This is a genomic window from Fenollaria massiliensis (genome assembly GCF_023347705.1).
Taxonomy (GTDB): domain Bacteria; phylum Bacillota; class Clostridia; order Tissierellales; family Peptoniphilaceae; genus Fenollaria; species Fenollaria massiliensis.
This window is the reverse complement of the sequence record NZ_CP096649.1, coordinates 567,613-593,061: the sequence shown is the minus strand read 5'-3', so window position 1 is coordinate 593,061 and position 25,449 is coordinate 567,613. Positions and strand designations below refer to the sequence as shown.

The following is a 25,449-nucleotide window of genomic DNA, read 5'->3' as shown; positions in this document are numbered from 1 at the left end:
CTCCTATAAAAAATTTTTTGGATTTATATAAATGTTATAATTTACTTTTTTGTTCTTTGCAAATTTGCTTCTGTATAAAATGAAGCGAATATAATCTTTTATCTCTTTTGAATAAGTGTTCGTGTATTTTAAAATTATTTGATATCTATAGCTTGCGTTTATCTTTTCAATCGCGCATTGCATTAGCTTTGAGACATTGCATCTGATGCCATTATTATTCAAATATCTCTCGATATCGCTTCTTAAGTAATCCATCTCAGCTTGAACGATGTTTTTATCAAGACTAGTACCAACGATGTATATCATATTGATAAATGGCGGATACAAAAATTCTTTTCTTAGAGCAATCTCATTTCTATAAAAAGCCTCATAATTTCCCCTCATCGCATAGCTAATCGTCTCGTTATCGCTAGCGTAGCTTTGAAGAAGCACTCTGCCTTTTTCATCGCGTCCAGCTCTGCCAGCAACTTGAGTGATTAAGTTATAAGTGTCTTCACTTGCCGAATAGCTCGGGAAATTTAAATTAGCATCGATTGACACGATGATCGCCGCATCAACATTTTTAAAGTCAAGCCCCTTGCTAATCATCTGAGTGCCAATAAGTATATCGACTGCTCCTGAGTTCATTTTTTTATATAAATTGATGTAATCGTCCTCTGTTTTGATTGTGTCGCTATCTGCTCTAAGTATTTTTGCTTCTGGAAAAGTTTTTCTAAGTAGTTCCTCGACCTTCTCTATTCCATAACCAGCAAAGCTTAGGGCCTCTGCCCCACATCTTGGGCAAGTCTTTGGAATATTTTTCACAAGACCGCAGTAGTGACACTTAAGCTTGTTTATACCCTTATGATAAGTCATGCTCACATCACAATTGTCACAATTAAAGGTATAGCCGCACTTTTTACAAAATATTTCTTTGTTATAGCCGCGTCTATTTAAAAAAACTATACTTTGTTTATTTGCCTTAAGATTCTCATCAATAATTTCATAAAATCTTGATGATATTTGACTGATGTTTCCTCTTTGAAGCTCATCTATCATATTGACTAGCTCTATATCAGCTTCTTTTTGTCCTTTTGCTTTTTTATCAAGCTCAAGTAGTTCATATATGCCATGCTTTGCATTATAGTAAGACGATATCGATGGCGTAGCACTTGCTAGTAATAGCGTTGCTCCCTCGCTCATGCTTCTATAATAAGCTACTTCGTCTGTTTGATACTTTGGATTCATGTCTGATATGTAGCTTTGATCGTGCTCTTCGTCCATGATTATAAGTCCTAAGTTTCTGCACGGAGCAAATATCGCTGACCTTGCGCCTATAACTATGCTTGGCGAATTTGATTTTATATCCTCATACTCATCAAAGCGTTCTGATAAGCTTAGTTTTGAGTGAAGTACATGTACTTTTCTTTGAAAACGACCTATGAAGCGTCTAATAGTTTGTGGTGTAAGACTTATTTCAGGTACTAGTAATATAGCATCTTTACCCATTTGAAGACATTTTTCAACAAGATGTAGGTAAATTTCTGTCTTGCCCGATCCAGTCACGCCTCTTAATAAAAATTTTTCACCTAAATTATGCTCAATGGAGCGTTCCATGCGCATATAAACTTTTTCTTGATCTTTGTTAAGCTTAATCTTTTCATAAGAAGACACATCGTAGCCTCTTTTTCTTGATTCTTGAATAAAATCTTCTCTCACTAAGCCTTTTTTTATAAGCGTTTTTATAGGTGATGAAGATATATTAAGGCTAGTGATTATATTTTTTTCAAGAGCGATGCCATCATTCTCTTTTAAATAATCAAGTACAGCTCTTTGCTTTTCACTCGCCTTCTCGTCATAAGTCACAAGGCTAATGTATTTTTCGTAATGCTCCTTAACTTTTTGCTTAATCTTATATTTTTCAATTAAAATATTTTCTTTAACGAGTTTATTAAAATCATTAAGCGTCATGATTTTAAGTAAATCATCTTTTTTATATGCCTTGTCCTTTTCAAGTCCATGCGCATCGTCATTAGCATAATAAAAAAGTTCTAGCTCCTTAATGCCTCCTGGTGGAAAAACTAGTCTAAGTGCGTCATTATAAGTCGAGATGTATCTATTTCTAAGCCATAGAGCAAGCTCAATCATCTTCTCGTCGATGATTGCCTTCTCATCAAGCACTTTGATTATGGATTTGATCTTTGCTTCATCTATGTCTACTTCATCGCAAGTGTTTAAAACCACAGCGATGCTAGGCTTATTGGACCTGCCAAATGGAACTAAAACTCTAGTTCCAACGCTGATGGCTTCGTCAGTCTCATAAGTAAAAACTCTATCTAAAACTCTCGATTTTGTGTCAATAACAACTTGAGCAAACATTAATTTTTCTTTCTATCTTTTAATAGTACAGCTAGATTGTCAAGAATGATATCTGCTAGCTCGCTTTTTTTCATTAAATCAAATGATGTCGCATTTTTATTTTTATATACAAAACTTACTTTGTTCTCATCGCTCTTAAAGCCTGATCCCTTTAGTGTAATATCGTTAGCGACTATCATATCGGCACCCTTAGAAGAAAGTTTTTTCTTTGCATTTGCAATAACATTTTCTGATTCAGCCGCAAAACCTATCACGACTTTGTCATCTTTTTTATCTTTAAGCGACTTGATTATGTCATCAGTCTTTTTTATTTTAATATCGTGATTATCGCTATCATCTTTTTTAATCTTTTCAGGACTGTATTCTGCTGGAGTGAAATCAGCTGGTGCAGCCGCCATAATCAAGGCATCTGCTCCTTCAAACTCTTTGTTAACCGCTTCATACATATCTTTTGATGAAACAACATTGATGATATTGAATGGATCTTTTATATCAAGGTCATTTGGTCCGATGATTAAAGTGACATTCGCTCCTCTATTATAAGCTTTTAGAGCGATTTGGTAACCCATCTTGCCTGTTGATCGGTTTGAGATATATCTAACAGGGTCAATCGCTTCTACTGTATGACCGGCTGTTACAAGTATTTTATACCTCTTAAGATCTTTTTCTGATAATAAATAGTCAATTCGATCAATTATTCTATCTGGATCTGGCATTTTGCCCTTGCCTACGTCTCCACAAGCAAGCAGTCCGCTGTCTGAATCAAGTATATCTATGCCTCTATCCTTAAGCGTTTGAATATTATCTTGTGTTGCCAAATTTTCAAGCATAGCTGTGTTCATGGCTGGAACAACAAGTTTTTTTGCCTTGCTTGCTAAAAATGCTAAAGTTACCATATCATCACAGATGCCGCTGGCAAGTTTAGCTATGGTATTTGCTGATGCAGGCACCACAACAAAGATGTCTGCCCACTTAGCTATTTCTATGTGCATAGGTTTAGCCTCGTCATTAAAGACATCCGTATAAACATTATTTTTTGAAAGTATCTTAAACGTTTCGCTGCCCACAAATTTAACGGCATCCCTCGTCATAAGTACTCTTACGTTGTGTGCTTTTGAAAGCTTAGATACAAGATCTGCCGCCTTGTAAGCTGCTATGCCGCCAGTGACACATACTACAATGTTTTTCTTCATCTTAAATATCGTATTCTATCTTATCTTCAAGATACTCATCCATAGCTATGGATACAGGATTGTGTGACTCAGTGTCAACTTTTGCTTCAGCTCCATCAACTATTTGCCTAGCTCTCTTTGAAAGTATCATAACTAAGGCATATCTTGATAATTTTTCTAAATCTTCCTTATTTTTAATATAAATCATTTGTTTTCCCCCAATACTCTATCTTTTATATATTTGAATCTCTTTGCTCTGTGCTTTTCAGCTTTGATTATGGCCTCTATATCTCTAACGGCATCTTCTAAATAATCATTAACTACAAAGAAATCATATTCTTCGACGAAGCTTATCTCTTTAAAACCGTTCGCAATTCTAAGTTCTAAATCTTTTTCGCTCTCAGTCGCTCTGCCAACTAATCTTCTTTTTAGCTCAGACATCGATGGCGGTACTAAAAATATAAAGACTACTTCTTTCATCTTTTGTTTTATTTGAAGCGCACCTTGAACGTCTATATCAAGCAGTACTATCTCTCCCTCTTCTATCTTTTTAGTGATAAAATCTTTTGGAGTTCCATAGTAATGTCCGTGAACGCTAGCATATTCCAAGAACTCATCGTTTTCTACCTTCTTTAAAAACTCTTCTTCGCTTAAGAAGAAGTAGCTCTTGCCATCTACTTCGCCTGGACGAGCTTCTCTAGTTGTTGCTGAGACTGAAAAGACTATGTCATCGTTGCGTCTAAACAGTTCGTCAGCAACAGTACCTTTACCGCAGCCAGAAGGTCCGGAAAGAACTATCAAAAAACCTCTTTTCATCTAATTACCTCCATTCAATCTTTCGCTAATAGTTGAAGTTGCTAGCGTTGAAAGAACTATGGACTCGTTATCCATGATGATAACGCTTCTAGTTTTTTTGCCGCAAGTCGCGTCTATGAGTCTGATTGTGTCACGATTCTCCATAATTAATCTCTTTATAGGAGCAGACTCCGGCCCAACGACAGCTATGACTCTATGTTTATTGATTAAATTACCAAATCCTACGTTAATGTATTCCATAATTCACCTACTCTATATTTTGTATTTGTTCTCTAATCTTTTCGATAAGGTTCTTTTGCTCAACGCCTATCTTAGATATTTCAATGTTTTTAGTCTTACTAAGTATAGTGTTTGACTCTCTGTTCATCTCTTGAATTAAAAAATCCATCTTCTTGCCAATGGCCTCGTCTGAATTAAGCATGGACTTAAACTGAGATATGTGGCTATACATTCTAACTATCTCTTCGTCGATGGCGTATTTATCGACTAATAGTGCAAGCTCAAACTCAAGTCTTTTTTCATCGATGATGCTCTTGTCTTCAATAAGCTCATTATATTTCTTCATAAAATCTTCTTTGTATTCATCTGTATAATCAATGTAAATCTCTTTAATCTTATCAACATTTTCTTCAATTGCTGTAAGATTATTTAGTATATCGCTCTTAAGATTTTCTCCCTCTCTAATTCTCATGTCGTCAAAATTATCAAGTGCCTTCTCAAGTGTTTCAAGCATTATATCTAAAAATTCATCACTTTCGTAATTATTTTTCACTATGCTTAAAACTTCTTGTTGACTGATTATGTCTTCAAGCTTAATCTCGTCATCAAGGCCAAGCTCTTCCTTAATTAAGCTAAGCGCCTTCATATATTTTCTTAAAAATACTAAATCCACTTCAACATCGTTAGGATCATCCTCTAGAAAGACAACTGTTAGAAAGCAGTCGATCTTTGCTCTGGATATTCTTTTTTTAATTGCAAGCCTAATCTTGTCCTCGTACTCGATAAGCGAGCGCGGGCTTCTTAGGTTTAAATCAAAATATCTGTTGTTTACAGATTTTAGTTCAAATTTTATTTTATATTTTTCACAAACATATTCGCTAGAACCGTATGAGGTCATACTCTTTAACATAGTCTCACTCCTTATGCATATATTATACCATTTATTTAAAAAAATATATATAGAATATGACAAATTCTTCATATTTAAATAGAGTAACTTTGTATATAATATAAATAAGGAGTGATTAAATGTCATTTGATGCAATAGTAACAAGAGCCTTGACTGATGAGTTCAATAATAATTACATCGGTGCAAGGGTCGACAAGATATATCAAACTGAAAAAGATGAGATAATGATTAATATGAGAAGCAAAGATGGCTCTTTTAAAGTACTTGTTAGTGCTTCGAGTAATAATCCGCGCTTTTATGTGAGCAAGATTAGTAAAGAAAATCCTAGTGAAGCGCCTTTATTCTCTATGATACTTAGAAAGAATCTATCTGGATCAAAGCTCGTTAAGGTCGAGCAATTTGGCTTTGATAGAGCCGCACAATTTGTTTTTAGTGGCTACAATGAATTTCATGAAGAAGCTCTTTATTATCTTGTCGTTGAAATCATGGGCAAGTACTCAAACATAGTTCTTTGCAACGAAAATCACAAGGTTATTGATGCAATTAAAAGAGTTTCTAATGTCATGTCTAGCAAAAGAGAGATAGAGCCAGGTCTTATATATGAAAGGCCTCCTGTCTTTGATAGAGTCTCGCCTATAAACGCTAATGAAGAAGATCTTAAAAATATGATGACTAATAACGCTGATCTTGAACTAAGAGACTTTTTAATGAGGTCCTTCCTTGGCCTAAGTACTGAGATTGCGAATAAAATAATATTCGACGCAGCAATAGATGATAAGAATCTTCTTAAAAATCTTGATGAGAATGATACGAATAAATTTATTTCATCTTTTATAAAAACTTTTGAAGAAGTTAAAGAAAAAAATTATAGCTTCAATATTTATAAGCTAAGCGAAAGAAAGAGTGCCTACAACGCCATCAACTTAAATCAATACGCTTCGCTTGAGAAAGAAAATTTTTCTAGCATAAGTGAGCTTCTGGATAAATATTATTATGAAAAGGACCAAAAAGACAGAATAGCGCAGCGCTCGCAAAACATGAGACATACTATAAGTGCAAATCTTAAGAGGGCTAAAAATAAATTACAAAAGCAAAAAGAAGAGATGCTTGAAAGTGCTAACAGAGAGGCATACAAGGTATACGCTGACCTTATCTCATCAAATATACACAAAATTTCTAAGGGACTAAAAGAAATTAAGCTTGAAAACTTTTATGATAATATGAATGAAATTTCGGTTCCTCTTGATCAAAAGTTATCGGCTGTGCAAAATGCACAAAAATACTACAAAAGATATCAAAAAATGAAGCAAAGAGAGATAGTTTTAGAAAAGCAAATTGAAAATACTGAAGATGAGATAAATTATCTTGAGCTTGTAACTGACGCTATAGACAGAACTGACGATGTAAAGAACCTTGATGAGATATATTTTGAGTTAATAAAGAATAATTATATTAAAAAAGATAAAAAAATAAAAAATAAGCCAAAAAAAATCGCCATACACTCTATTGATTATGACGATACAAGTAAAGTTTATTATGGCAAGAACAATTTGCAAAATGAGTATATCACTTTCAAAGTCGCTGACAAAAACGATGTATGGATGCACGTAAAAGGCTTTCCTGGATCACACGTTGTAATCAAGTGTGATGGCTACCCAAGCGATGAGCTTTTAGTCTTCGCGGCTGAAATTGCCGCAAAAAATTCAAAAGCCAAAGACTCTAACAAGGTTGATGTTGACTTCACTACGAGAAAGAATGTTAAAAAACATCCAAGCGGTAAGACCGGTCTCGTTAATTATGTGAACTTCAAAACTATCACTGTAGATCTTTAGCTTTATATAAATTCGTTTTGATTAGTGCCTCTTTAAAATATTCTGGCAAATCACTTTCTATTGTTATTAAATTATTTGTAATTGGATGGATAAAACTTACTTTTCTGCAATGTAAGACTTGTCCGTCCATTTTTATTTTTCCTCTATATCCATAAGTTTTGTCACCAAGAACAGGATGATTAATATAAGCAAGATGAACTCTAATTTGATGCGTTCTTCCCGTTTTGATAATAACACTTAGATAAGCATATTCATCGTTTTGTTTAATTAAATGGATTTCGGAGTGAGCTTCTTTGCCTTCATCTGATGTACACATCTTGATCTTTTTAATCGGGTCGCGCATAATGCCCTTATCAACTATAGTCACTTCATCCTTAAAAGTACCCACGGCAATGGTGATGTACTCTTTATAAATCTCTCTCGACTTAAATAGCTCTTTCATCTTTTCATGTGCTTCATTGTTTTTTGCTATTATAATCAGGCCGCTAGTATCCTTATCAAGCCTATGGATTATGCCCGGCCTTGATTCATCAATGCTACTTAGTGAGTCAAATCTATATAATAAAAAATTCACAAGACTTAGCTCGTCATCATTTGTAGGATGAACTATAAGACCTCTTGGTTTATCGATGACAGCTATATCATCATCTTCATAGAGAACTTTTATATCCATAGCCACTTTTTCAAATCGCCTTGACTCTTTTTCTTTTATTTCAATAATGTCCCCTACATTTATTTTGTATGATGGTTTTGAGAGGCTGCCATTAACACTAACATATCCTTCTTCAATAAGCTTTTTGTACATGGACCTCGTCTTGCTCTCATCAAAATTTGCTAAAAATGCATCTAGCCTTTGACCAGCATCTTGATCATCTATCTTAATTTCTTTTATTTGCATTTTATTTCTTTAATCTTTCTATAAATATAATATCCAAGGAATAAAAATATTATTACGCACATGTAGCTATCAGCTAGGTTAAAGCATGGATATTGGTATGAGCCAAACTTAAACGAAATAAAATCAATAACGTATCCTCTAAAGGCTCTATCAATAAAATTACCAATGATTCCTGCTAAGAAAAACGATAGAAATACTTTTTCATATACCATAAGAGTTTTATACTCTGTTATGAAAATATATAAAATTATTGCTATGGCAATGAAGGTAACTATAAAAAAGAAAATGTGTTTGCCCTGCATAATGCCAAAAGCCGCGCCTCTATTCTCAACGTAATCAAAAGAAAAAAAGTTTGGAATTATTTCATAGGCAGCTTTGCCATCCAAATGAAGTTTAGCAAAATACTTTGTGACTTGATCCAAAGCAATCGCTAGTACCACTATTAAAAAATAAATCATATAACACCTACTTTACAATTTTTATAATAAGTTTAAGTTTATCCTTTTTACTAAGACCCAAGTAATCGCCTACAATAAAGCGTCCGCGTCTACGCATAGATACCATGTCGCCTACATCAAGTGTTTCGCTAATCTTGTATATAACCTTATAGTTTATTTTCACAAGACCTGCTTCTATGGCGTTTTTTGCATCACTTCTGGATAAATTATAAACATTGGCCAATACCAAATCAAGTCTTGCTGATGCGCACGTCACAAGCTTTTCCTCATAATCTATCGCGCGAGCTAGAGGCGTTTCTAAATCAATCACCTCAAGGTCTACTCCGTAATTTTTTATCTTTTCTAAATTGAGTAAAACATAATCTAAAATTTCGTTTCTAATATAAAAATATATAGCCTCGTCATTAATAATTATGTCACCGACCTTCTCCCTCTTGATGCCAAGTGAAAGAAGCGAGCCTAAAACATCTTTATGAGCAATATCATAATCCTTCTTATCTATGCGTATAAGGCTTACAAAATCAGCTGCGTTTACTTCATTCATGTAATCAGGATAAATTAAAATAGCCTTACTCTCAGAATCTTCATTCCCAATAAGGCTAAAACTTATAGTATCATACGTATTGATAAGTGAAGAAAGCTCCTTCACTTCAAAAGGGTTGTAGAAGTCTGTGCACTGTATAGACCTAGTCTTTGCCACAATCTCACAAAGATCTATAACCCTTCTTGCAATTTCTTTGTTCTCAGTACTGATATGATCTAAATTTTTTGACTTATTCATTAAAATGGAAACATGCCTCTGCTTTTAAGTTCGTCTTTTAAGCCGTCTATTGCAATGTTCTTTGGTGCTAAAACAAAGATGTCTCTAGTCACTTTTTGAATGCTTCCGTCGATAGCGTAGATGCCGCCATTGATAAAGTCAAAAATTTGTCTTTTCACACTTGCTTCTAGTTGTTCGAAATTAACAACAACTGCCTTGCCTAATCTTAAATCGTCAATAATTAGTGGCGCTTCATCGTAGCCAAGTGGTTCTTGTACTGTAATCACCATTGCTCCAGTTTTTCTTTGAATAGGAACAACATTTTCCTTTTCTTTTTTTCTTGAGAAGATAGATGTTTCCTTTTGTGGCTCTTCTTCTACAACTTCATCTTCGTCGTCATAGTATTCTTCATCGTAATCGTCATCGCCGAATCCTAAGAAATACTTAACTTTGTCCATAAAACCCATAATAAACCTCCTAATAATTTCTTTCGCCAAATATCTTTGAGCCAATCCTCAAAATATTTGAGCCTTCTTGTATTGCTATTTTATAATCGTGCGTCATACCCATGGATAGATATTTTAAATTGACATTGTCAAATTTTTTGCTAGCCATCTTTTCTTTTAGCTCGTAAAGACCTCTAAATGTGCTTCTGACAACAGCCTCATCCTCTGTAAATGGAGCCATAGTCATAAAGCCAAGTATATGTAGGTTCTTGTACTTTTGCATTTTTTCTAAAACTTCTTCTACCTCATCTTTGTAGAAGCCGCTCTTTGACTCCTCTTTAGAGATATTTACTTGCAACAAACCGTCTAATTCCATATTATTACTTGCTAGTCTCTTGTCAAGTGCTTCGATAAGGCTTAGGCTGTCAAGCGAATGAATCAGCTTAATCTTACCAAGTAACTTATTTATCTTATTCTTTTGAAGACTGCCTATCATGTGAAATTCGAAATCATCCTTTAAAGCGTCATACTTTTCTTCTATCTCTTGAACTTTGTTCTCGCCAATCTCGTGTAGACCAAATTCTTTAATATCTTTGATTCGATTAATATCTACAGTTTTTGTAACTGCAAGTAATTTTACTTCGTCCTTTTTTCTGCCAGCAAGATCTATTTCTTTATCAATAGATTCTAAAAGATCTATTAAATTTTCTTTTACACTCATTATAGTATGTCGCCCTCCTTTACAGTCGATGGGAATACCACAACTTCGTCATAATATTTTATACTTCTAAATTTTAGCTTCTTATACTTCATTAGCCCGTTATCGTCAGTTCTCATCACATATATGTTATCTCTGTCACTGCCGACTAAAAGTACCCTTTTATATCTAATGGTATTATCTATGTCTTTAATATATACCCCTTTTTCGCTACCTTTATCAATTAAAGCGCTCTTTGGCAATTTAAAAGTTTTGTACTCATCAAAAATTATTTCCATCTTAGAAAATCTATCTTTATAAAGCTCTGATATTCTCTCTCTGATATTTAATAAAAATTTATAAGTCTTATCAACTTTTTCCTTCTTAAGTACTCTAGCATAAGTTTTAGTCCCAGTCAAGTCCCACTCAATTAGGACTACATCGTTTACACCTACATCTTCAAGTTTTTCATTGTTAGAAAAAGCTAAGATGTTCATAGAAAAATTATCAAATATCTTGAACTTATCATTGCTCTGCGCTTTGTTTATACTGTAGCTCTTGCTATCTTCAAGTAAATCTTTTTCGAATATAGCATCAAAATTCTTGTTTGTGTATTTATCTTCAAGTCCATCGATAAAATAACTAACTATGCCTGACATTGACACTCTAATTGATGGTGCATCGCTTCTTTTATTTATAAGTAGTTCATCCTTCATCTCTAAAAGCTTGTCAATGGAGTAATTTTTAATACTTTCGTAGTATTTATCCTCATCATCTTCAGTGCTATTTAAAATTTGAGATAAATCCTCGTATCTCTTTTGATTTATACTTATCTGTAAAGCCTTAATTTTTGATGTCATCACTTTGTTATCTAAGCCAATATCATCAGATGTATCATAATCAAGATCCTTAAGTCTTTTATTTATTGCTGCTAATTTTTTATCAATCACATCGTTTGCGCTCTTTGTTACGCTTAAATTCTCAAGACCTTTCTTAACTTTTTCGCCTTCTTTGGCTTGAGTTGTGAAATAAGAATTTCTTCCTGCTTGATAAACCTCTTCATTCTTGATTAATGCCGCATTCATCACAACAGAATTATAAAAAACTTCTTCAACAGGTGTTTCTGTCTTGACATCTTTTTTGAAAAATGATGTAATTATAGTATTAAATGCTACTATTATGAATATGAAAGCTACTAACGCACCTAAAAAGCTTGAAAAGCCCTTGCCGTTCTTCTTATCTATCTTCATATTTTTCCATCTCATGCTTAAGTGGTCTACCCATAAGCTCAGCAACAACGCTATCTAGAGGGTAGTTTTCGTATAAAAGCTTGTACATCATATCAACTATAGGCATTTCAACCGAATATTTTTCTTTAAGCATATAAGTTGATTTAGTAGTTTTTATGCCTTCGACAACCATGCCTACCTTGTCAATAGCGCCTTCTGCTGATAATCCTTCGCCTATATACACGCCACAAGTTTTGTTCCTTGAGTGTCTACTAGTGCATGTTACAACCAAGTCGCCTATACCCGCAAGTCCATAGAATGTCGATGCTTTAGCTCCAAGTGCAAGTCCAAGTTTTGTTATCTCATGTATGCCTCTTGTGATTAAAGCCGCTTTAGTATTGTCACCGTAGCCTCTTCCCTCACATATACCGCTTCCTAGAGCAATGATATTTTTAGTTGCGCCAGCAAGTTCAACACCTAAAAGGTCATCATTGACATAAACTCTTAGATTGTCATTTGAAAATATATCTTGAATTAGCTCTGCATCAGAAACAGATTTTGATGCGCTGACAATGGTTGTTGGTATACCAACAGCAACTTCCTCTGCATGTGATGGGCCAGATAGTGAAACAAATCTTGCCTTTGGATTAAAGTCATAAAAAACTTCGCTCATAGTCTTAAGCGTACTTATTTCAATGCCTTTGCTAACATTTACAAAAATTTTCTCTTCGTCAATATACTTTTCTATAGTCTTTAAAACACTTCTTAGTTCTTGACTAGGTACCGCAAGCACAACGATATCAGCGTCTTTAACCGCTTCTTCTATGTCATTAATTAAAAATATATTCTCAGGAATTTTAACATCCTTTAAATATTTTTTGTTCATTCGAGTTTCTTTTATTAAATTGTAAGAATCCTTATTTCTAATGTATAGACTTAATTCTTCTTGACTCTTTGCTAGGTGTATAGCTAGGGCTGAGCCGAAGCTACCGCCACCTATTACTGAAATTCTCAAAACTCTGCCTCACTTTTTAAATATATATAATTTATTTTCCTCGCCTTTTATTAGTCTAGTTATGTTCTTAAAGTGCCTTATTATGCCTATTAAAGCAATGGCAAAACTTATTAGAACTGCTAAATTTATCTCTTTAAACTTAAGCCAAGTGTATATGAAAAACGCTAAGAACATAAGTAAAGATGATAATGAAACGTATTTTGTAATTAAAACTATTAAAAACATAGATACCATCACTGCTAGAGCGAACTTGTAGTCTATTAGTAATAAGCCGCCTATAGTCGTTGATACGCCTTTTCCTGCGCTAAAATTTAGATAAAACGGAAAGTCATGTCCAAGTACTACTCCTAATAAAGCGATGTACTGAGCAAAATCCACTTCAAAGTATCTGGATAAAAATACTGCTAGAACGCCTTTAAATACATCTAAAAAAAGTGTGATTATGCCAAGCTTTGCGCCAAAAACTCTAATCATGTTTGTTGCGCCGGCATTTTTGCTGCCATAATCTCTAATGTCTTTCATCTTAAATACTTTGCCTAAGATGTATGAATTAGAGATTGATCCAATTAAGTAAGTAACGATAATTAGTACTACGCCCTTCATTACTCGCTCCTGTTCTTATAGTTTATAATTATAGATGTTCCCTCGAAAGGATAAACATTTCTTATTTGATTTTCCAAAAATCTTGTGTATGAAAAATGTGTTAATTCTTTATCATTTACAAAGATGGTAAACTCTGGTGGTCTAGTTCCTGATTGAGTTGCATAAAGTATCTTAAGTCTCTTGCCCTTATCAGATGGCGGTTGATTGATTAGTGTTGCATTAGAAATTATATCATTTAATAAACCAGTAGAAAGTCTATGGCTGTATGATTCATTAATTTCCATGATCTTGTCAATAAGTTCATCAACCCTCTTACCAGTTAGAGCCGATATAAATAATATTGGCGCATAAGATAAGAATGGCAAGTTATTTCTAAGACTGTCAGTAAATGTTTTCATAGTCTTAGAATCTTTTTCCACTATGTCCCATTTATTTACACAGATAATTATCGCTTTCCCTTGATTGTGAGCATATCCTACTACTTTTGAGTCTTGTTCAGTAAATCCTTCTACAGCATCTATCAAAAATACGCATACATCAGCTCTATCAACACTTGAAAGCGTTCTTACTTGTGAATAAGCTTCTACCGATGAATCTACTCTTGATTTTTTTCTAAGACCGGCTGTATCGATGAACATAAACTCTTGTCCTTTGATGTTGATGTATGAGTCGATAGCATCTCTTGTAGTTCCAGCGATGTCAGTTACTATAACTCTTTCTTCACCTAAAATTCTGTTAGTTAAAGATGATTTGCCAACATTTGGCTTTCCGATGAAGGCTACTTTTAATAAGTTTTCTTTTTCTTCGAAGTCTCTATCTTCAGGGAAATTCTTAATTATCTCATCAAGAAGATCTCCTATGCCAAGTCCTTGCTCTGCAGATATTGACATCGGTTCACCTAAGGCAAGTTCATAAACATTATAAAATTCATCTTTTCTTTTGCCTTCAGTCTTATTTGCAACTAAAATTATCTTTTTATTTGATTTTCTTAATATATTTGCAATCTCATGATCAAGTGCTGTCGCTGGATTTCTTCCGTCAACAATAAATAATATCACGTCAGAAGCTTCTATAGCGATGTTCGCTTGCTTTCTGATGTTTGACATAATCTTGTCATCGTCAAAAGGATCAAGTCCTCCTGTGTCGATAACATCAAAAACATGTTGCTGCCAGCTTGCTTCAGCATAAATCCTGTCTCTTGTTACACCAGGTGTGTCTTCAGTGATAGATATTCTTCTACCAACAATTTTATTAAATAAAGTTGATTTACCAACATTTGGTTTACCTACTATACTAACTACAGCTCTATTCATACAGACACCTCCTTATCTTAATTATTATAACACAAAGATTAACAGTTTTCAACACTTAATAAGTATTAAGAAAGATATTTTCTCATTAAAATATATTTATTAATAATATATCATTCATTAATAATTTTTAATATGCAATAAAAATTTTTACACAAAAAAGAAGCGAAAGATAATCTCTCGCTTCTAATATAATATTTATTCGTTTTTTAGAATATTCCTTCGTACATTGGGAATCTCTTGCAGATATCTGATACTCTTTGTCTAATTTTCTTTCTGTCGATTGATGTATCAAATGTATCTCTGAAGATTTCAGCAACTTCTCTCATTTCGTCTTCTTTGAATCCTCTAGTTGTTAAAGCTGGAGTACCAATTCTGATACCGCTTGTAACGAATGGAGATTCTGTTTCGTTAGGAATTGTGTTTTTGTTAACTGCAATACCGATTTCACCAAGCATTGCTTCAGCTTCTTTACCTGTGAAGCCTTTCTTCTTAATATCGATTAAGATTAGGTGGTTATCTGTACCGCCTGAAATTAATCTAAATCCGTATTTATCAAGTTCTTTAGCAAGTACTTGAGCATTTGCTAAAATTTGTCTACAATAATCTGTAAATTCTGGTTTAAGTGCTTCACCAAATGCAACTGCTTTTGCAGCTATAACGTGCATTAGTGGTCCGCCTTGGATTCCTGGGAATATAGCTTTGTCAAGTTTCTTAGCGTTTTCTTCTCTACAAAGTATAGCTCCTCCTCTAGGTCCTCTTAATGTTTTGTGTGTTGTTGTTGTAACAAAATCAGCATAAGGTACTGGAGATGGATGTAAGCCTGTAGCTACTAATCCAGCGATGTGTGCCATGTCTACCATTAGCATAGCGCCTACTTCGTCAGCGATTTCTCTGAATTTTTTGAAATCAATAATTCTTGGATAAGCACTTGCACCTGCTACTATTAGCTTTGGTTTTTCTTTTAGAGCGATTTCTCTAAGTGTATCATAATTAATAACTTCTGTCTTAGAGTCAACTCCATAAGCAGCGAAATCAAAGAATGATCCTGAGATGTTAACTGGTGAACCGTGTGTTAAGTGACCGCCTTCGCTAAGGTTCATACCTAAAACCTTGTCGCCAGGTTTTAATACAGCAAAGTAAACACCAATGTTAGCATTAGCTCCTGAGTGTGGTTGAACGTTTGCATGTTCAGCGTTAAATAGCTTGCAAAGTCTGTCTCTAGCAATGTTTTCAGCGATGTCAACTACTTCGCATCCACCATAATATCTTTTTCCTGGATATCCTTCAGCGTACTTGTTAGTTAGCTCACTTCCCATTGCTTCCATAACAGCTTTTGAAACATAGTTTTCAGATGCTATCATTTCAAAGTGATCTTGTTGTCTATTGTGTTCTTTTTCAATGACATCAAAAATCTCTTTGTCTGTCTTTTTTAGATTGTCAAAATCCATCTTAATTTCCTCCCTTTAAATAAAATTAATTTAGCTTATTTATGATTAATAAATCATTGTCTCCTTTAGAATATCTTTTGTCATAAGACTTAACTATGAATAAAGATATTATTAATAGGACTACACCTAATATTATACTATAAAAGTCGGGAACTTTAAAGCTAAATTTTTTAAAAATGTAGTTTGAAGCAAAAATTCCTATCAAAAATGCCAGTAAAGGTACTAAATATACCATCATTACCCCTCTAAGCATCTTTCTCGAATCAACTCTTATAGATACTAAGTCGCCTACCTTGTAGTTTGCTCTTGGCTTTGCTTTAACTATGTGTTCTTTTGAATCGCATCCAGCTGCGCACGATTCGCACGAGCCACATGCTGAGTCTCTCTTCATAGATATAAGCATTTCGCCATCTTCTATCTTAATAATTCTTCCTATGCTTTCATTTTCTTCCATCTAATAGGTCTCTAACAAGCTTTGATGCGATTAATAAACCGCCTGTAGCTGTTACAAAGGATATAGACCCTGTCACCACCTTACCATCATCCTTTAATTTCTTCTCTATAGGTTCTTCTTTTGAATAAACCACGTTAATTTTCTTTTGTACTCTTTTATCTATCTTTTGTCTTAATTTTCTTGCTAATGGACATACTCTCGTCTTGTCAAGCGTTGATATCTCAAGTTTTGTCGGATCAAGCTTATTGCCACATCCCATTGCGCTAATAATTTTAATATTTTTTTCAAGGCAAGTCTCGATTAGCTCAATTTTATTTTTAAGCATATCGATGGCGTCAACAACATAATCGTATTGCCTGTCAAAAATTTCATCATTAATCTCTTTAGAATAAATCTTATCAATGCATCTTATATCAAGTTCATCGTTAATCTTAAGAAGTCTTTCCCTCATCACATCAACTTTTTTCTTGCCAATGGTATCATCGAGAGCTAAAATTTGCCTATTAATATTTGATTCGCTAACTGTGTCGAAATCAACTATAGTGATATGCTCTATGCCAAAGCGAACTAAGGACTCTAAGGTAAATGAACCAACACCGCCTATACCAACAATTAAAATGTTAACATCTTTAAAACTATTAAAAATTTCGTCTCCTAAAACAACTCTAGTCCTAATCGTTCTTTGCGGCTTCATTTATATCTACCTTTATAGATACTTCATGTAATTGCTTGTCATCAACTTCGCTTGGTGCTCCTGTTAATAGGTCTGTTGCTGATTGTGTCTTAGGGAAAGCGATAACGTCTTTGATATTGTCATGCTTTGTTAACAATTGAACGAATCTATCTAGACCGTAGGCAATTCCTCCATGTGGTGGAGCTCCGTACTTGAAGGCCTCGATGAAGAAGCCAAATTGTTCCTCAGCTCTTTCTTTAGTAAAGCCAAGTGCCTTAAACATTTTTTCTTGTAAATCGGAGTTATTGATTCTTATACTTCCTCCGCCAATTTCTTCGCCATTGATAACGATGTCGTATGCTTTTGCCTTAACAGTATCTTTTCTTTCCTCAATATATGGTATATCCTCAACTTTTGGATGTGTGAATGGATGGTGCATAGCCATGTATCTTCCTTCCTCTTCACTGTATTCAAATAGTGGGAAATCTGTTATCCAAAGTAGTTCAAACTTATCTGGATCGTTTAAATTTAATTCTTTAGCAATTTCATTTCTTAAGTTGCCAAGAGTTTTCTTAACAACAGATTTTTTATCTGCTACGAATAAAATTAAATCGTTATTTTTTATATCCATCTCTTTAATAAGAGCTTCTTTTTCTTCATCAGTAAAGAATTTTGCTATAGGACCAGTAAATTCATTATCTACATACTTAACCCAAGCAAGTCCCTTTGCTCCGAATGTCTTAGCAAATTCTTCCAGCTTAGTAATATCTTTTCTTGTAAATTTTTCTTGATAACCGTCTATGTTGATTGCGTTAACCATATTGCCAGCATCAACAGTATCTTTAAATACCTTAAAGCCACTGTTCTTAAATATGCTGCTCACATCGTGAATTAAAAATCCAAATCTTAAGTCTGGTTTATCAACGCCATATTTATCCATTGCTTCGTCAAATGGCATTCTTCTTAAAGGAAGCTTTATATCTATATCTAAAATTTCTTTAAATATATGTGCTATAAGCTTTTCATTGATTGACATAACGTCGTCTTCGTCAACGAAACTCATTTCAATATCGACTTGAGTAAACTCTGGTTGTCTGTTAGCTCTAAGGTCTTCGTCTCTAAAGCACTTAGTGATTTGATAGTATCTATCCATGCCTGAAACCATTAGTAATTGCTTGAATAATTGTGGTGATTGTGGTAGGGCAAAGAACTTTCCAGGATTAACTCTACTAGGAACGATGTAGTCTCTAGCTCCTTCTGGAGTTGATTTGCCAAGCATAGGTGTTTCTATCTCTATAAATCTGTGATCATTTAAAAAGTCTCTGAAAGCTTTGTAAATTTTTGCTCTTGTCATAAGAGTTTTTTGCATAAATGGCTTTCTTAAATCAAGAAATCTGTATTTTAATCTCATTTGCTCGCCAACATTGTCATCATCTTTTACATAGATAGGCGGTGTTTGAGCTGTATCAAGTATTTTAAGCTCTTCGGCTAAAATTTCGATATCACCAGTTGGGATGTGTGGGTTCTTTTGAGATCTCTCTCTAACCTTTCCTCTAACGGCAATAACATACTCGCCCTTAAGTCCCTTAGCTTTTTCAAAGACATCTTTAGTGATAGTCTCATCAAAAACTACTTGAGATATACCACTTATATCTCTTATATCAACAAAGATAAGTTGTCCTAAGTTTCTTTGAGTTTGCACCCAGCCCATTAGAATAACTTCCCTTTCTATGTCTTTCATTCTTAGTTCGCCACAGTAGTCACTCCTGCGCAAGTTTCCCATTGTTTCCATAAATATCCTCCCAATAATCTATATATCTTTATTATAAACGTTTTTTATATACAAATCAATGTCTTTATAATTAAATTTTCGCTCTAAATTATCATTGTCAATATATTTTGATACGGCTCCAGCACCAAAAGCGTATATACTACTTAAATCATTCATCGAAATCACATTATAAATGGACGCCTTACCAGCTAATGAAAAAGCAAGATTCTCAAGATTTGAGTTTGTCATCTTCTGTCTGTACATATAATATGGCTCATAACCAGCCGCATAAAGCATAACGTAAATTTCTTTTGATAAATCGATGTTTTCAAGCTTAAAATCTTCCTGAGCAAGAACTGCCCTTCTTTTTAGTGCTAAATTGTGTATGGTGATGGACTCAGGTCTCATAGCTATAAGCTTTTTAACTGAATTGGTGTAATCAGCTCTCCTCTCGCCTTCAAGGCCAATGATGAGATCCATATTTATATCAAAATTATAGTTCCTTGAAAGCTCATAAACTTTATAAAGCTCATCAAGGCTCGCATTTCTATGAACTCTCTTAAGTGTCTCTTCGTTCATAGTCTGCGGATTGATGCATATCCTTGTAACACCATATTTATCAAGTATATCAAAGAGTTCCTTATCCATAGTATCGGCTCTGCCGCACTCAAATGTTAGCTCTTTAAATTTATAATTTTCTTTAATGTATTTTAATAGTTTTCCTATATTGGCCTTATCAATCGCAGATGGCGTTCCACCACCTATGTAAATACTATCAGGCTCTGATATATCTCTAATTTTACTCTCATATTTCATCTCATCGATAACTGTGTCAATGTATTTTGTAAAATCAAAATCTTTTTTTGTGATGTCATTTGTATAAAATGAGCAATAGGAGCAAATCCCCTTGCAAAATGGTATGTGCACATATAAACTATATTTTGGATTGAACCCAAGCACTTGATTTTTAAAAGTTTTCTCCATCAGCTCAAATTTTTCATCTGAAATAAAGAATTTTTCTTTAAAAGCCTCTTTATCATCTGATTTAGCATATAGCTTCATTGGCTTAATTCCAGTAAGTATGCCCCAAGGAAGATTTATGCCTTCTTTTAAAAACTCTTTGTAAATAAGAGATTTCATCTCATTATTTGTCAATTTATCAAAACCACTTAGCGTTCTCTCTTTGCCATCTATAGAAAATTTTACACCATCATCCAAAATTTCATAAATAATGCCAGGCTTGATATTTTGAAATTCCCAAAAGAGCTCTTTTATCCTCTTTATACTAGCTTCTCTTAGCATTGACGTAAGGATTATTTGCCCTTTCTTCTTCTGAGCTAGTGTTCATGCTGTGTCCTGGATATATTGTGTAATTGCCTTCTAAATTCAAAACTTTATTAACTGAATCCATAAGTTCAGCTTCATCCCCGCCATAAAGGTCGCTTCTACCAACTGAGTGGAAGAATATAGTGTCACCAACAAATAAGTTGTCACCTATTTGATAAGTTAATCCGCCCTTTGTGTGTCCAGGAGTTTTTATTACATTAAGCTCAATGCTACCAAATTTCATTGGACCTTCTTTATCAATTGTGTGGTCTATGTTTATAGGTTCATCTATGTAATTTCTCATCTTGTCATTTAGCATAAAATCTGTTCTTTGTGTCATATCATAATCATCTTTTGATATATATGATGGTGCTCCTGTTAATTTTCTTAGCGCATTTACGCCTAAAACGTGATCAAAGTGACCATGTGTAAGTAAAATCGCTTTTAGATTTAAATTATGTTCTTTCATATAAGCATATAAATCATCAGCATTGCCGCCAACGTCTATGATTATTGCATCACCATCATCATTACTAATAATGTATGAATTTGATCCATATACACCAACATTTTTCTTAAAAATATTCATTTAAAACTCCTTCTTCGAATCCAATAATATTGTCACAGGTCCAGAAAGATGCGCATGTATGTGCATATCTGCTCCAAAAACTCCTGATTTAAATTTTATTCCACTTGTTTTTAATTTTTCTTTAAATATTTCATAATAGCTTTCAGCTTTCTCAGCCTTAGCGCTTCTCATGAAATTTGGTCTATTGCCCTTTCTTGCGTCACCATATAAAGTGAACTGCGAAACAAGAAGTATTTCGCCATGAACATCTTGAACGGATAAATTCATCTTGTCATCTTCATCAGAAAAAATTCTCATATTAGTGACTTTTTTGAAGATATATTCAAGATCTGCCTCTGTATCATCGTCCTCAACAGCGATATAAACTAAAAGACCGCCATTTATTTCGCTTATAAGCTTTTCATCTACTTCTAAACGAGTTTCTTCTACTCTTTGTACAACTGCTCTCATATCTATGCCCTGTAAACATCCAAAATTCCATTTATCGTTTTAAGTTTTTGTATCATCTTATCAAGCTCATCCTTTCCTACTACTTCAAACGTCAAATATATAAATATATCGCTAATGGTATTGCTCTTAGCACTCAGTGACTGTATACCAACATTGGCTTCTTTAGCCATGGCGGTTATTTCTGATAGTATACCAGTTCTGTCAACCGCTCTAATTGTAACATTTGCAAGGAATTTATCACTAGCTTCAGTATCCCACTCAGCCTCTAAACATCTGTCCGAGTCTAGATAATTAGCAATATTTGTACAGTCCTTCCTATGAACAGAAACACCGTATCCCCTAGTAACAAAACCAATGATTTCATCTCCAGGAACTGGGTTACAGCACTTAGCAAACTTAATCTTCATGCCCTCAAGGCCATCTATCCTAACGCCTGTAGCATCTTTCTTAGATGATGAGCTCTTTAGATAATCATCCTCATTCTTTGTTAAGCCAATATTTTCAATAGCATTTTTAATATTTAAAATTTTATTTATAACTAATTTTTCTTTGAAATTACCATATCCAATGGATGCAAATAAATCACTAATCGAGTTTATCGACAGCTCTTTTGCTAATTTTTGATAAATTTTCTCATTATCTAAAATATTTGTATCAAGGCCAAGTTTTTTAGCTTCTCTGTCAAATAGCTCCTTGCCTTTTTCTATGCTTATATCTTTTTCTTTAGACTTAAACCATTGTTTTATCTTTTGTTTAGCTCTTGGACTCTTAACAAATTTCAGCCAGTCCCTACTTGGACCTGATGATGATTTTTGTGTGATAACCTCAACTATATTACCATTCTTAAGCTTATAGTTTAGTGGAACTATCCTTGAATCAACTTTAGCGCCAACACAAGTGTTACCAACGCCTGTGTGAACTCTGTAAGCAAAGTCAACTGGAGTTGATCCTTCTGGAAGGTCGACAACATCACCATTTGGTGTAAATACAAATACTTCATCATCGAAGAAATCTATCTTAAGTGTATCTATGAATTCTTTTGGATCCTTTAAATCTTTTTGCCACTCAAGTAATTGCCTTAACCAATCAAGCTTGCTATCAACGTCTTTGCCCTGAGTTTTACCGCCCTTGTATTTCCAATGCGCAGCGATACCATACTCGGCCACTTCATGCATTTCATATGTCCTAATCTGTATTTCAAATATCTCGCCAGTATCTGATATAACTGTTGTGTGAAGCGATTGATACATGTTTGGCTTAGGCATGGCTATGTAGTCTTTAAATCTTCCTGGAAGAGGCTTCCACATGGAGTGAACTATGCCAAGAACCGCATAGCAGTCCTTAACTGTGTCGACCAAAATTCTTACCGCAATCAAATCATATATGGACTCAAAACTTTTGCTCTTGCCCTTCATTTTCTTGTATATGCTGTAAAAATTCTTAGGCCTACCGCTTATGTCGTAGTGAAGCTCTTGCTTATCAAGCTCTGCTGATATCTTCTTAATAATCTCATTAATCTCTTTTTCACGTTCGCTTCTCTTTTTATTGATTTTCTCTACCAAATCATAGTATCCTTCTGGATCAAGATATCTAAGTGATAAATCCTCAAGTTCCCACTTAATCTTGAAAATTCCGAGTCTTCCAGCAAGTGGTGCATATATCTCTATAGTTTCTTGAGCTTTTTGCTTTCTCTTCTCTTCATTCATGTACTCAAGCGTACGAAGATTATGAAGTCTATCCGCAAGTTTAACTATAATGACTCTTATATCATTATTCATAGCTAGAATCATTTTTCTAAGGTTTTCTGCTTGAAAAGCCTCAGAGCTCTTGTAATTAAGCTTGTTTAACTTAGTTACGCCATCAACAATTTTCGCAACATCTTCAGAAAACATCTCTTTGATGTCATCGTAAGTTGCTGGAGTGTCCTCAACAACGTCGTGTAATAAAGCAGACACAATGGTCTCGACGTCCATATCAAGGTCAGCTAGTATGATAGCGACATTGACAGGGTGAATTATGTAAGGCTCACCAGACTTTCTCTTTTGATCCTTATGCATTAATTTTGCATATTCATAAGCCTTCATCACAAAGGCAACTTCCTCTTCAGTCATATATTTTTCAATAATTTTAATTAAATCTTCTATCATAAGCTCACCTCCTAAATCTAAAGTGCTTTACATTTATTTCAAGATTTTTATTATTCATGTACTCATTAATTCTAAGATTGTAGCAAATATCCATAATTATCTCTTTACCACTTGCTAAATCTCTGTAAATATCCGAATTAAACTCGTCTTCGTAGTCTTTTTTAAGCTCATCTTCCTTGTAGAATAGTATTGCAGTCATGATGTTGTCAAGCTTAGTTCTAAATTTTAGCTTTATAACGTTGCGATTCTGTCCGAAAACGCTTATATCTTTTAAAACAAGATCCTTGTCTGCAAATAATACATCTGGATTCTTCTCCCCAAATGGTTTTAATTTTTCAATCGTATCAAAAATCGAAAACTTTTGAAAATCAATTGGATAAAAAGCGTCGATGTAAATTTTTTCTATCTTATCTTCGTCCGTTAAATTTGAATTGTTATTTATAAATGTGACGAATTTGTCATAATTATCAAGTTTTAATTCAAGTCCTGCCGCAAGCTTATGTCCACCAAAGCCACTTAAAAGGTCCTTCGCCTTGCTTAGCTCATCAAATAAATTGTATTCTTCAATTGATCTAGCTGAACCATACAGAACGCCGTCTTCTTCGTATAAAGCTATAGCTGGCCTATAGTACCTTTCCTTGAGTCTTCCAGCTACAATACCCGCGACGCTTCTTTCTATATCTTTTGATTTTACAATTATTACATCTTTATCAAGAAAATTTTCATCTGCCTCTATCTCTTTGATAGCTACTTCATAACCAAGCTCTGTTAAATCTTTTCTCTCTTGATTTAAAGCGTATAACTCTTTGCAGATGGCTATAATCTTATCATCGTCATAAGACTCAAAAGCTGCAATCGCGTGATTTGCATTGCTTAATCTGCCTATAGCATTTACTGATGGCCCTAAAATAAAACCGATATGAAATACATTTATCTCCTTATCAACTTTTAGCTCATTTTTCAAGTGATAAAATGCCTTGGCTGGTCTTGAATTTATTAGCTCTAAGCCTCTTTTAATCAAATCTCTGTTCTCATCAAGTAGTGGCATAATGTCAGTAACACTTGCAAATGCAGCATACTGCGTAATCTCATCAATTAAATCCGCATTAAATTCATAGTCCTTGCTAATATATGTGATTAGCTTAAACGCCACAAAGGCACCGCATATATCCTTGAATGGATATGAAGATTTTTCTACTTTTGGGTCAATTATTGCATCCGCTTCAACAGAAATCTCTTTACCATCTTCAATTTTTGGTAAGTGGTGGTCTGTCACAATGACCTTGATGCCATTATCTTTCGCATATTTCACAGCTTCAAAGGCTGATACACCATTGTCACAAGTAATTATGACAGAAACGTCGTCTTTTATACAGCCGTCAACAATGCGCTTGTTAATGCCGTAGCCATCTTGCTTTCTATCAGGCACTTCAAAGCTAGTCTCTGCTCCAAATGTCTTAAGGCTTCTTAGTAAAAGCGTAGTAGACATGATGCCATCTGAGTCATAATCGCCAACGATTCTGATTTTCATGTGATTCTCAATAGCGTCCTTAATAGTTTTACGAGCCGGTTCCAAATCCGGAAGGCCTTCTGTTCTGTAGATTAAAGAGTAGTCATCATTTAAGTAATCAATTACTTCTCCCTCTTCTACAATACCTCTATTGCAAAGAACTTTTGCTAATAAATCATCTTTTACTATATTTTTAACTGCCGTATAATTTTCAGCATTTCTATTTTTCAAAAACCATTTTTGCATACAATAACCCCATTATCTATATTTAATTATTATATCATAAATTGCTTCATATTAAAAGCATTTTTTATAAAGAAAATCTATATAAAAAAGTAATATACAAAATCTTAAA

Annotated in this window: 25 protein-coding genes; 1 reads left to right on the top strand and 24 read right to left on the bottom strand. The window is 34.0% G+C overall.

Translation table 11 applies throughout. From position 1 onward, the window contains the following. Positions 1–3 precede the first annotated feature (3 nt). Genes priA through M1R53_RS03005 form a run of 6 tightly spaced genes read right to left on the bottom strand, consistent with a single transcriptional unit; the run spans position 4 to position 5,475 of the window. Positions 4–2,358: a replication restart helicase PriA gene (priA, locus tag M1R53_RS03030; protein ID WP_249243030.1), complete on the bottom strand. Its 2,355-nt coding sequence runs from the start codon at positions 2,356–2,358 to the stop codon at positions 4–6. Further along, positions 2,358–3,551, bottom strand: a complete 1,194-nt coding sequence (gene coaBC, locus M1R53_RS03025; RefSeq protein ID WP_249243029.1) for a bifunctional phosphopantothenoylcysteine decarboxylase/phosphopantothenate--cysteine ligase CoaBC — start codon at positions 3,549–3,551, stop codon at positions 2,358–2,360. Before coaBC ends, priA begins: the two co-directional genes overlap by 1 nt. Before the next feature lies 1 nt (position 3,552). Next, on the bottom strand, positions 3,553–3,738 hold the full coding sequence (gene rpoZ, locus M1R53_RS03020; protein WP_019214659.1) for a DNA-directed RNA polymerase subunit omega: 186 nt from the start codon (positions 3,736–3,738) through the stop codon (positions 3,553–3,555). Then, a complete protein-coding gene (gmk, locus tag M1R53_RS03015; RefSeq protein ID WP_019214658.1) occupies positions 3,735–4,346 on the bottom strand; it encodes a guanylate kinase in 612 nt (203 codons plus the stop codon). Before gmk ends, rpoZ begins: the two co-directional genes overlap by 4 nt. After that, positions 4,347–4,586 carry an extracellular matrix/biofilm biosynthesis regulator RemA family protein gene (locus M1R53_RS03010; protein WP_019214657.1) on the bottom strand — a complete coding sequence of 80 codons (240 nt, stop codon included), beginning with the start codon at positions 4,584–4,586 and terminating at the stop codon, positions 4,347–4,349. It abuts the gene before it with no gap. Between the two features lie 7 nt (positions 4,587–4,593). Then, positions 4,594–5,475: a YicC/YloC family endoribonuclease gene (locus M1R53_RS03005; protein WP_249243028.1), complete on the bottom strand. Its 882-nt coding sequence runs from the start codon at positions 5,473–5,475 to the stop codon at positions 4,594–4,596. Between the two features lie 119 nt (positions 5,476–5,594). Between M1R53_RS03005 and M1R53_RS03000 the strand changes: the two genes are divergently transcribed. Then, the gene (locus tag M1R53_RS03000; RefSeq protein WP_249243027.1) at positions 5,595–7,307 is read left to right on the top strand and encodes an Rqc2 family fibronectin-binding protein; all 1,713 of its coding nucleotides are present in this window, start codon (positions 5,595–5,597) and stop codon (positions 7,305–7,307) included. Here M1R53_RS03000 and M1R53_RS02995 read toward each other — a convergent pair. The 18 genes from M1R53_RS02995 to recJ form a co-directional block, all read right to left on the bottom strand. Further along, positions 7,291–8,205, bottom strand: coding sequence for an RluA family pseudouridine synthase (locus M1R53_RS02995; protein ID WP_249243026.1), 915 nt, complete (start codon positions 8,203–8,205; stop codon positions 7,291–7,293). The genes M1R53_RS03000 and M1R53_RS02995 overlap by 17 nt on opposite strands. Continuing rightward, a complete protein-coding gene (gene lspA, locus M1R53_RS02990; RefSeq protein WP_249243025.1) occupies positions 8,196–8,663 on the bottom strand; it encodes a signal peptidase II in 468 nt (155 codons plus the stop codon). The genes M1R53_RS02995 and lspA overlap by 10 nt, the downstream gene beginning before the upstream one ends. Positions 8,664–8,670: 7 nt before the next feature. Further along, positions 8,671–9,444, bottom strand: a complete 774-nt coding sequence (locus M1R53_RS02985; protein WP_249243024.1) for a YlmH family RNA-binding protein — start codon at positions 9,442–9,444, stop codon at positions 8,671–8,673. After that, positions 9,444–9,890 carry a cell division protein SepF gene (locus M1R53_RS02980; RefSeq protein ID WP_249243023.1) on the bottom strand — a complete coding sequence of 149 codons (447 nt, stop codon included), beginning with the start codon at positions 9,888–9,890 and terminating at the stop codon, positions 9,444–9,446. The genes M1R53_RS02985 and M1R53_RS02980 overlap by 1 nt, the downstream gene beginning before the upstream one ends. A 10-nt stretch (positions 9,891–9,900) precedes the next feature. After that, complete coding sequence (locus tag M1R53_RS02975; protein ID WP_249243022.1) at positions 9,901–10,590, bottom strand: YggS family pyridoxal phosphate-dependent enzyme; 690 nt, start codon at positions 10,588–10,590, stop codon at positions 9,901–9,903. Continuing rightward, a complete protein-coding gene (locus tag M1R53_RS02970) occupies positions 10,590–11,816 on the bottom strand; it encodes a biotin/lipoyl attachment domain-containing protein (protein WP_106017954.1) in 1,227 nt (408 codons plus the stop codon). The genes M1R53_RS02975 and M1R53_RS02970 overlap by 1 nt, the downstream gene beginning before the upstream one ends. After that, entirely contained in the window at positions 11,803–12,810 is a 1,008-nt protein-coding gene (locus M1R53_RS02965; RefSeq protein WP_106017955.1) for an NAD(P)H-dependent glycerol-3-phosphate dehydrogenase, read from the bottom strand. The genes M1R53_RS02970 and M1R53_RS02965 overlap by 14 nt, the downstream gene beginning before the upstream one ends. Before the next feature lie 9 nt (positions 12,811–12,819). Next, positions 12,820–13,413, bottom strand: a complete 594-nt coding sequence (gene plsY / locus M1R53_RS02960) for a glycerol-3-phosphate 1-O-acyltransferase PlsY (protein WP_249243021.1) — start codon at positions 13,411–13,413, stop codon at positions 12,820–12,822. Beyond that, positions 13,413–14,726, bottom strand: a complete 1,314-nt coding sequence (der, locus tag M1R53_RS02955) for a ribosome biogenesis GTPase Der (protein WP_019214645.1) — start codon at positions 14,724–14,726, stop codon at positions 13,413–13,415. Before der ends, plsY begins: the two co-directional genes overlap by 1 nt. Before the next feature lie 206 nt (positions 14,727–14,932). Further along, positions 14,933–16,174 carry a serine hydroxymethyltransferase gene (gene glyA, locus M1R53_RS02950; protein ID WP_249243020.1) on the bottom strand — a complete coding sequence of 414 codons (1,242 nt, stop codon included), beginning with the start codon at positions 16,172–16,174 and terminating at the stop codon, positions 14,933–14,935. A 25-nt stretch (positions 16,175–16,199) separates the two neighbouring features. After that, positions 16,200–16,628, bottom strand: coding sequence for a SoxR reducing system RseC family protein (locus M1R53_RS02945; RefSeq protein WP_249243019.1), 429 nt, complete (start codon positions 16,626–16,628; stop codon positions 16,200–16,202). Continuing rightward, positions 16,615–17,322: a tRNA threonylcarbamoyladenosine dehydratase gene (locus tag M1R53_RS02940; protein ID WP_249243018.1), complete on the bottom strand. Its 708-nt coding sequence runs from the start codon at positions 17,320–17,322 to the stop codon at positions 16,615–16,617. The genes M1R53_RS02945 and M1R53_RS02940 overlap by 14 nt, the downstream gene beginning before the upstream one ends. Further along, positions 17,300–19,093, bottom strand: a complete 1,794-nt coding sequence (gene aspS / locus M1R53_RS02935) for an aspartate--tRNA ligase (protein ID WP_249243017.1) — start codon at positions 19,091–19,093, stop codon at positions 17,300–17,302. The genes M1R53_RS02940 and aspS overlap by 23 nt, the downstream gene beginning before the upstream one ends. 18 nt (positions 19,094–19,111) lie before the next feature. After that, the gene (gene hemZ / locus M1R53_RS02930; RefSeq protein WP_249243016.1) at positions 19,112–20,374 is read right to left on the bottom strand and encodes a coproporphyrinogen dehydrogenase HemZ; all 1,263 of its coding nucleotides are present in this window, start codon (positions 20,372–20,374) and stop codon (positions 19,112–19,114) included. Next, positions 20,358–20,987, bottom strand: a complete 630-nt coding sequence (locus M1R53_RS02925) for an MBL fold metallo-hydrolase (protein ID WP_019214639.1) — start codon at positions 20,985–20,987, stop codon at positions 20,358–20,360. Before M1R53_RS02925 ends, hemZ begins: the two co-directional genes overlap by 17 nt. Beyond that, positions 20,988–21,437, bottom strand: coding sequence for a D-aminoacyl-tRNA deacylase (dtd, locus tag M1R53_RS02920; protein WP_249243015.1), 450 nt, complete (start codon positions 21,435–21,437; stop codon positions 20,988–20,990). It abuts the gene before it with no gap. Between the two features lie 2 nt (positions 21,438–21,439). Next, the gene (locus M1R53_RS02915; protein WP_070598677.1) at positions 21,440–23,584 is read right to left on the bottom strand and encodes a RelA/SpoT family protein; all 2,145 of its coding nucleotides are present in this window, start codon (positions 23,582–23,584) and stop codon (positions 21,440–21,442) included. A gap of 4 nt (positions 23,585–23,588) precedes the next feature. Then, on the bottom strand, positions 23,589–25,340 hold the full coding sequence (gene recJ, locus M1R53_RS02910) for a single-stranded-DNA-specific exonuclease RecJ (RefSeq protein ID WP_249243014.1): 1,752 nt from the start codon (positions 25,338–25,340) through the stop codon (positions 23,589–23,591). Positions 25,341–25,449: the final 109 nt, after the last annotated feature.